The sequence below is a fragment of the Mesorhizobium sp. M6A.T.Ce.TU.002.03.1.1 genome, from assembly GCF_003997275.1.
GTDB lineage: Bacteria > Pseudomonadota > Alphaproteobacteria > Rhizobiales > Rhizobiaceae > Mesorhizobium > Mesorhizobium mediterraneum.
In genome coordinates this window covers 1-8,394 of sequence record NZ_RZTI01000190.1, presented here as the reverse complement: position 1 = coordinate 8,394, position 8,394 = coordinate 1, and the positions used below count along the sequence as shown (strand labels likewise).

At 58.0% G+C, this 8,394-nt stretch carries 6 protein-coding genes and 1 pseudogene; 6 read left to right on the top strand and 1 reads right to left on the bottom strand.

The window, feature by feature from the left end; all coding sequences use genetic code 11:
• The first annotated feature begins 213 nt into the window (after positions 1 to 213).
• Entirely contained in the window at positions 214 to 519 is a 306-nt protein-coding gene (locus EOC93_RS31260) for a hypothetical protein (RefSeq protein ID WP_127206551.1), read from the top strand.
• 77 nt (positions 520 to 596) lie between these two features.
• On the opposite strand, the gene EOC93_RS31255 is transcribed toward EOC93_RS31260, so the two are convergent.
• A complete protein-coding gene (locus EOC93_RS31255) occupies positions 597 to 830 on the bottom strand; it encodes a hypothetical protein (RefSeq protein ID WP_127206550.1) in 234 nt (77 codons plus the stop codon).
• 81 nt (positions 831 to 911) lie between these two features.
• On the opposite strand from EOC93_RS31255, the pseudogene EOC93_RS31250 reads away from it, so the two are divergent.
• The 5 genes and pseudogenes from EOC93_RS31250 to EOC93_RS31230 form a co-directional block, all read left to right on the top strand.
• A pseudogene (locus EOC93_RS31250) lies at positions 912 to 1,016 on the top strand (hydrogenase); the annotation flags it as partial.
• Positions 1,017 to 1,261: 245 nt separating this feature from the next.
• The gene (locus EOC93_RS35155; RefSeq protein WP_127206549.1) at positions 1,262 to 3,496 is read left to right on the top strand and encodes a class I SAM-dependent DNA methyltransferase; all 2,235 of its coding nucleotides are present in this window, start codon (positions 1,262 to 1,264) and stop codon (positions 3,494 to 3,496) included.
• Positions 3,493 to 4,782 (top strand): restriction endonuclease subunit S, encoded by a 1,290-nt coding sequence (locus tag EOC93_RS31240; protein ID WP_127206548.1) that lies wholly within the window; start codon positions 3,493 to 3,495, stop codon positions 4,780 to 4,782. The genes EOC93_RS35155 and EOC93_RS31240 overlap by 4 nt, the downstream gene beginning before the upstream one ends.
• Positions 4,779 to 5,390, top strand: a complete 612-nt coding sequence (locus EOC93_RS31235) for a hypothetical protein (RefSeq protein ID WP_127206547.1) — start codon at positions 4,779 to 4,781, stop codon at positions 5,388 to 5,390. Before EOC93_RS31240 ends, EOC93_RS31235 begins: the two co-directional genes overlap by 4 nt.
• 3 nt (positions 5,391 to 5,393) lie before the next feature.
• Positions 5,394 to 8,394: DEAD/DEAH box helicase family protein (locus EOC93_RS31230; RefSeq protein ID WP_164759351.1), on the top strand; the 3,001-nt coding region annotated here is incomplete at its 3' end.

Here is an 8,394-nt window from a genome sequence, read left to right as displayed (position 1 = left end):
CGGCTGCGCTGACGCAAGGGCGGGGCGGCGCCATTGATGGGATTCCTGCTTGCGCGACTCCCCGATCTCCCGCCGTTTCAGCCTGGATGCGCTTGGCTGATTGCCACGTCCGTTCGACCCCGTCGGCGGACAGTTGCCAACCGGAACCTCTGCGGAGCTGAGGCGTTCGAACCGCAGGAGTTGAGAGCTGCGCCACCGTAAAAGAGTACTGCAATGGCCCAAAAACTAGAGATAACGACAGGCACCAACGACCGGCCGCGCAACGAAACCATAGGCCAGTCCGGCGAAGGCCTGCTGGGCAGCACGCCGCTTGAAGTCGACGAGACCGCCGCCCGGTTGCGAGGCAAGCTGCAAGGCAAACCCGAGCAATTTGCGGAAGCCAATCCCGAAGCGGCAGGCATTGCCGGCGCCGGCGAGCATATTTGCCACCGCTGCGCCGGGACAGGCATGATCGACGGCCGCACCTGCCCCGAATGCGGCGGAACCGGAAAGGTGACGACGCCGATCGGCGGCGGCTGAAGAGATCAGGGCAGCGATCACGTTCGCGAAAATCTCGATCACCGAAGCGCCAAGGAGTCCGGGCCGAATGGCGCGGATCAGATCGCCGGCACCCACTTCCAGAACACGCCCTCCATCCGTTCGGGATAATGCTTGAACTCGCATTCGAAGCGCCATCCGTAAGTCTTGGCGGCCGCCAGCGCTTCCTTGCTGACCGGGTTCATGCCCGTTCCCGGCGCGAACCAGTCTTCCAGCAAGTCGTCGGGTACGTAGGCGCCGATCCTCAAAGGCAGCTTTTCGAGGACGACATCCATTTCGTCAGGTGCGGACAATGGGGTCTCTCCTTCAAGAGCTATCACAAACAAGTCATTCGAAGCCGATTGGGTTCCAGAGCAGCGCTGGGATCGAAGGTGAGCGTGGTGGGCGGCGTGTTGGACGTGCTGCCTGTCGATCTGCACATTCCCGGCTGCCCGCCGCCGCCGGCGGAAATTCTGAAGGGACTGCTGGCGCTGCTGGAGGGGGGTGAATTCGGGGACCAGGTCGCCCAGAGATTGATGCTGAAACGTCCTATAGGGCATCCGCGACGGAACAGCTCGTGCCTAATGCCGGCTGTTTGCAAGCACATCCCGCAGGACTTTCGGCCGTTGACGATGGGGAGATGCACCAGTCGTCCCCTTGACTTATACGCCGTCGGTCGATTCAACCTTCAACTCTGGGGCGTGTGCGTCTCTAAGTTCTCGAAGTGCCAAGGCGAACAGCTGACATGAATATCCAAGCCCATGAAAATCTTAAGTCTACAATCTGGGAAATCGCGAATCGACTACGCGGTCCGTATCGCCCGCCGCAATACCGACTGGTCATGTTACCAATTGTTGTTTTGCGGCGACTGGATTGTGTTCTTGAGCCGACTAAGAACGCTGTACTTAAGCAATATGAAAAGCTGGCCGCGCAGAATATGCCGGAAAGCGCGATGGAAAGGCTGCTCGGGCGCGCGGCGGATCCGAAGCGCAAGCATCCCCTCTACAACACCAGCCCGTTCACCTTCGACCGGCTGCTTGGTGATTCCGAGAACATCGCGCCGAACCTCGTCTCCTACATCAACGGCTTTTCGCCCTCTGCGCGGGCCATCTTCGAGCGCTTCAAATTCACGGATCAGATCGAGAAGCTCGACGCCAGCAACCGCCTATTCACTATCATTAAGGCAATGGCCGATGTGAACCTGCACCCTAACCGCATCGACAATTTGCAGATGGGCTATTTGTTCGAGCATCTGGTGATGCGCTTCAACGAGCAGGCCAACGAAGAGGCCGGCGACCACTTCACCCCGCGCGAGGTTATCCGCCTGATGGCGAACCTCGTCTACACCGGTGAGCAGGACGTATACACGCCGGGCATTTTCCGCACAATCTACGATCCGGCCTGCGGCACCGGCGGGATGCTGTCGGAATCGGAAAAGTTCATCCTCGGGCAGAACGACCGCGCAGAGCTGGCCCTCTTCGGACAGGAATACAACGACGAGTCCTGGGCCATCTGCTGCTCGGACATGCTCATCAAGGACGAGGACACCAGCAGCATCGTGCTTGGCGACACGCTGGGTGACGGCAAGACGCGCGACGGCTTCGAGGGAAAGCAGTTTCATTACCTGCTCGCCAACCCGCCCTTCGGCGTGGAGTGGAAGGACCAGCAAAAGGTTGTCGAGAAGGAACACAAGGAGCTGGGCTTTGCGGGACGCTTCGGCGTCGGGCTGCCCGCGATCAACGACGGTTCGCTGCTGTTCCTCCAGCATATGATTTCCAAGATGCACCCTTACAAGGAAGGGGATGAGAATGCGGTCGGCTCCAAGATCGCCATCGTCTTCAACGGCTCGCCGCTGTTCTCGGGCGATGCCGGGTCCGGTCCATCGAACATCCGCCGCTGGATCATCGAGAACGATTGGCTCGACGCCATCGTGGCGCTGCCCGACCAGCTTTTCTACAATACTGGCATCTTCACCTATGTCTGGCTCGTCACCAATCGCAAGGCTCCCAAGCGGCGCGGCAAGGTGCAATTGATCGACGGCACCCGCTTTTTCAAGCGGATGACGAAGAGCCTCAACAACAAGCGCAACCAGATCAATGACGACCAGATCCACCATCTCACCCGCATCTATGGCAACGGCCAAGACGGCGAGACGGCGGAGGTGCGTATCAATGGCGGCACCGAGACCCGAACCGTCTCGCGCATTTTCGAGAACCGCGAGTTCGGCTTCCTCAAGGTGACGGTTGAGCGCCCGTTGCGCATGAACTTCGAGGCGACAGCAGAGCGCATTGTCCGACTGGACGGCCAAAGCGCCTTTGTCAGTCTCGCCACCTCAAAAAGGCGCAAGGACGACAAGGCGGCTGCGCGCGAGATAGAGGAAGGGCGCGCGCAGCAGGAGGCCATCCGCGCCGCGCTGGCGACGCTCGAAGCCAAGGGCCGCTATATGGATCGCGAGGTGTTCGAGGCGGACCTTGACCGCGCCGCCAAGCGCGCCGGGGTCAAAATCCCCGCGCCGGTCAAGAAAGCGATCTTCGCCGCGCTGGGCGAGCGCGACCCGGACGCAAAGGAATGTCTCGACAGCAAGGGCAGGCCGGAGCCGGACAGCGAATTGCGCGACACCGAGAACATCCCGCTGCCCAAGGCATTCGAGATGCCAAAGGCGTTTTTGGAAGCGGTCGGAAAGCCCGAGAACGCCGCACAAAAAGGGGCGAAGCTGCCGATGTTTTTTGGTCCGGACAAACCGAACGAGGACCTCGCTACGGCGATGCAGCCCGCGATCGACGCCTATATGGCGCGCGAGGTGCTGCCACATTTGGCCGATGCCTGGGTGGACTACGACAAGACCAAAGTCGGCTACGAAATTCCGATCAACCGGCATTTCTATGTCTACAAGCCGCCGCGCCCACTGGACGAGATCGAGACGGACATCACCGCGCTGGAAGGCGAGATTGCTGGGCTGTTGAAGGGGCTGGTTGCATGAATCTGGTCGAAGTGGTTCCAGACTCGTGGATTAAAGCCAGCGTCGGAAAGTATTGCGATGTTCAGCTCGGCAAGATGCTCCAAAATGATCCTGTCTCCGAAAGAGACGAATTGAAGCGATATTTGCGCGCCATCAATATCGCCAAGAGCGGACTCGATCTTTCACACGATTTCAGCATGTGGATAAAACCGCAGGAAATGGAGCGATTTCGGCTGAAGCGTGGCGACATCCTGGTTAGCGAAGGGGGCGACGCGGGTCGAACAGCGGTATTTAACAGCGATGATGAATACTACTTTCAAAACGCCATCAATCGGGTGCGTCCCATTGGCGATGTACGCATCCTGCCCGAGTTCATCTACTACTGGTTCACTTTTTTAAAGGTCGCTGGATATGTCGAGATGGTTTGCAACGTGGCGACTATCGCACATTTTACGGCAGAGAAGGTCAAGGCTGCACCATTAGCGCTCCCGCCCCTCGAAACCCAGCGGCGGATTGCGCGGTATCTGGATGCGAAGACGGCGCGGATCGACGGGCTGATTGAGAAGAAGCTCACGCTTCTGGACCGGCTGGCCGAAAAGCGTCAGGCCCTCATCACCCGCGCCGTAACCAAGGGCTTGAACCCAGACGCCCCCATGAAACCCTCCGGCATAGACTGGCTCGGCGACATCCCGGCACATTGGGTCGTGTCATCCTTGGGCTACCGCTACGAAGTCCAACTTGGCCGGATGCTCAACGCCGAGCGATCGGATGGGGACCACTTAAAACCGTACCTGCGGGTTTACGATGTTCAATGGGGCAAAATCACTGTCGACGATCTTCCGTTGATGGACTTCCCGCCAGAGGCCCAAATTCGGTATCGACTCCGACCTGGAGACCTTCTGGTGAACGAAGGCGGAAGTTACGTTGGGAGATCAGCAATCTGGCGAGGAGAATTGGAGGAGTGTTATTATCAAAAGGCGCTTCACAGGTTGAGGCCGTTTCATCCCAAGTCCGACACCGCCGAGTTCCTTTACTTTCTCATGGAAATGGCGACGAAGAACGGCGTTTTTATTGCGGGCGGTAATCAGACAACAATTGATCATCTCACCGCCGAACAGCTACGCCACTACAATTTCGCTTTCCCGCCGATCGAAGAGCAATTTCAAATCACGGAGATGTTAAATAAAAAACTCTCTGAGCACGAACGGCTTGCGCAGATTATTCGAATTTCTATCGATCTACTTCGAGAGTTTAGGGCGGCCACTGTTAGTTCAGCCATCACTGGACAAATCGCGGTGTTTAAATGACGCTGGCGGCTCAGACATATTTCCAGCACTTTAAAGCATATGTGAACGATGATTACATCACGCATAATGGGTCAGATGGAAAGGTTATTCTGACCGAAACCTATTTCCGCCCGGAAGACGTTAAACCTCAAGTACGCAAGATCGAGCTGCTGTTGCCCGGCAAGGGTTTGGCTTTCAAGCTGGACCACGACGACTTTGAGATTTCCAAGAAAAAGTCAAAGCCTGCTCTCTTTCATTTTCTCGATGACAATGGGAAGCCTTGGTCGAAGCGCTGCGATTTTGTGATTTTTTATGTGAACGGGCGATCATTCCACGCCGACTGTATCGAATTCAAATCGAAGGGCATCAACGCCGAAACGATCAAATCCCAGCTGAATGCTGGTGTTTGCTGGGTGAGGTCAGTAAAGAAGACAATTGAACATTACACTTCCGACACACGAAAAATACGGGCAAGGAAGTTCGTGTTTGGGACGAATGAAAACCCCGATCCTTTCGTTGACGCCAACCGACAGCTCAATGCCGACCCCTCCATTCGCTACTACCATTTTAACGAGGTGAACGGTGCGTCCGTGGCGGCGCTGCACAATGCCTCGGTGCAGGAGATTTGAGTCATGTCCGGCCACACCGAACACGATTTCGAGACAGCCATTGAGGCCGGACTGATCGGCGCGGGCGGCTACGCCAAGCGCGCGCCGACCGCCTATCACGAGTCGCTGGCGCTGTTCCCCGAGGATGTGACCGGCTTTCTGAAAGACAGTCAGCCGGCGAAGTGGGGCCAGCTTGAAGCCCTGCTCGGGGCCAAGACAGAAGCGACCGTGCTCGATAATCTCGCCAAGGAACTCGACATCAAGGGCACGCTGCACGTCCTCCGGCACGGGTTCAAATGCTACGGCAAGACCTTCCGATTGGCCTTTTTCCGCCCGAACTCAGCGATGAATCCTGAGGCAACCGCGTCCTATGCCGCGAACCGGTTGACCATCACGCGGCAGGTGGCCTTCACCTCGGTGATGAAAAAGGCGGACGGCAAGAATCGACGCTGCATCATTGACGTGACGCTCAGCCTCAATGGTCTGCCCGTGGCCACGGCGGAACTGAAGAACTCGCTGACGGGCCAGCGTGCGGCGGATGCGGTGCGCCAATATTGCGATGAGCGCGACGAGCGCGATTTGCTGTTCGCTTTCAAGAAACGCGCGCTTGTGCATTTCGCGGTGGACCCCGATGAGGTGTGGATGACCACACGCCTCAAGGGTAAGGAAACCGTCTTCCTGCCCTTCAACCGGGGCAATAGTCACGGCGCGGGCAACCCGCCTGTCGAAAGAAACTGGAAAACCCATTACCTCTGGGACGAGGTGCTACTGACCGACAGCCTGATCGACATCCTGCAACGCTTCATGCACCTGGAAGTGAAGGAGCGGCAGGTCAAGACCGACAAAGGCGTGCGCACCATCCGTAAGGAAACGATGGTCTTCCCGCGCTACCACCAGCTTGATGCGGTGCGTAAGCTCGTCGCCCATGCGCGCGAGAATGGCTCCGGGCGCAACTATCTCGTCCAGCACTCCGCGGGGTCAGGAAAATCCAACTCCATCGCATGGCTGGCCCACAGGCTGGCGAGCCTGCACAACGCCAATGACCAGAAGGTATTTCATTCGGTGGTGGTCGTCACCGACAGGCGCGTGCTCGATCAGCAATTGCAGAACACCATCTACCAGTTCGAGCACAAGACCGGCGTGGTCGAGAAGATCGACGAGGACACTCAACAGCTTGTTCGCGCCTTGTCACAGGGCACGCCGATCGTCATCACCACGATCCAGAAGTTCCCTTTCATCGCGCAGGCGCTCTCCACGCTGGAGGGCAAGGGTACGGGGGTGAAGATCGACACGGCGGGCAAGCGCTTCGCCGTGATCGTGGATGAGGCGCATTCCTCTCAAAGCGGCGAGACCGCGACCGCGCTCAAGGGCATGCTCAACAAGGATGGCATTGAAGCCGCGATTGCCGCGCAGATGTCGGACGAAGAGGACGACGATCTTTCCGAAGAGGCCAAGGCGGCGATGCTGCGCGATGCGTTGAAGCGCGCGCGACAGCCGAACCTAAGCTTCTTTGCTTTCACCGCCACACCGAAATTCAAGACCAAGACGCTATTTGACGAGCCGGGACCATCCGGTACGTCGCCGTTCCACGAGTACACCATGCGGCAAGCCATCGAAGAAGGCTTCATCATGGATGTGCTCTTGAACTACACGACCTACAAGCGCTTCTTCGGCCTTATCAAGCAGGTGGAGAACGACCCCGAGGTCCCACGCAAGAAAGCCGCGAAGGCGCTGACCCGGTATCTGGAATTGCATCCTGTCAACATCGAGCAGGTCGTCTCCGTCATCGTGGAGCACTTCCGTCTCTACGTCTTGCACGAGCTGGGCGGGCGGGCCAAGGCGATGGTCGTCACGGGCTCGCGTCTTGCTGCCGTTAAATACAAGCTGGCGTTCGACCGCTACATCAAGGATCACGGATATACCGGCATCCGCTCGTTGGTCGCCTTCTCCGGCACAGTGGAAGACCCGGAAGACCCGGGCTCGTCCTATACCGAAGTTTCGATGAACGACGGGCTGGCCGAAAGTGAATTGCCCGAAGCCTTCGAGCGCGACGACTATCGTGTGCTTCTGGTCGCCGAAAAATACCAGACGGGCTTCGACCAGCCGCTTTTGCAAACGATGTATGTCGTCAAGCGGCTGGCCGGGGTGCAGGCGGTGCAGACGCTGTCCCGCCTCAACCGAATGGCTCCGGGCAAGGCGCGCACCTTTGTGCTCGATTTCGCCAACGAGGAAGACGACATCTACAAGGCGTTCAAGCCATACTACGAGGCGACGCCCATCGGCGAGAACGCCGACCCGCACCGCTTGTCCGAATTGCAGCACAAGCTATTGGAATGGGCGATCTTTGCGCCCGATGACGTCAACGCCTTTGCTGAGGTGTGGTATCGGGGCAAGCGCGATCATTCCGCAACCGACCATCGGCTGATGAACGCGGTGCTCGATGCGGTGGTGCAGCGGTTCCTTGACAAAGAAGAGCCGGAGCAGGACGAGTTTCGTAGCCAGTTGACCGCGTACCGGAACCTTTACGCCTTCCTCTCCCAGATCATCCCTTATCAGGACAGCGAGCTTGAAAAGCTCTACGCCTTTGTTCGCAACCTGATCGCCAAGCTCCCACCACCCGGCGATGGCCACGCCTTTGCGCTGGACGACGAGGTGGCGCTTCGCTTCTTCCGACTCCAGCAGATGACGGAAGGTTCAATCGATCTAGGTTACGGCGAAGCCGCCCCGCTCAAGGGGCCGACGGACGTTGGCACTGGAAGTTTCGCGGAAGAGGGCGTCGCACTTTCTACATTGGTGGCGAAGCTAAACGAGCGCTTCGGCACCAATTTTACCGAAGCCGATCAATTCTTCTTCGATCAGATACGTGCGAGCGCCGAAGAAGACGACAAGATCGTTGAAGCGGCCAAGGCCAACAATCTTGCCAACTTCTCATCCTATCTGGAACGGATGCTCGACGAACTGTTCATCGATCGCATGGAGGGCAACGAGGAAATTTTCTCGCGGGTGATGACCGACAAGGAATTCC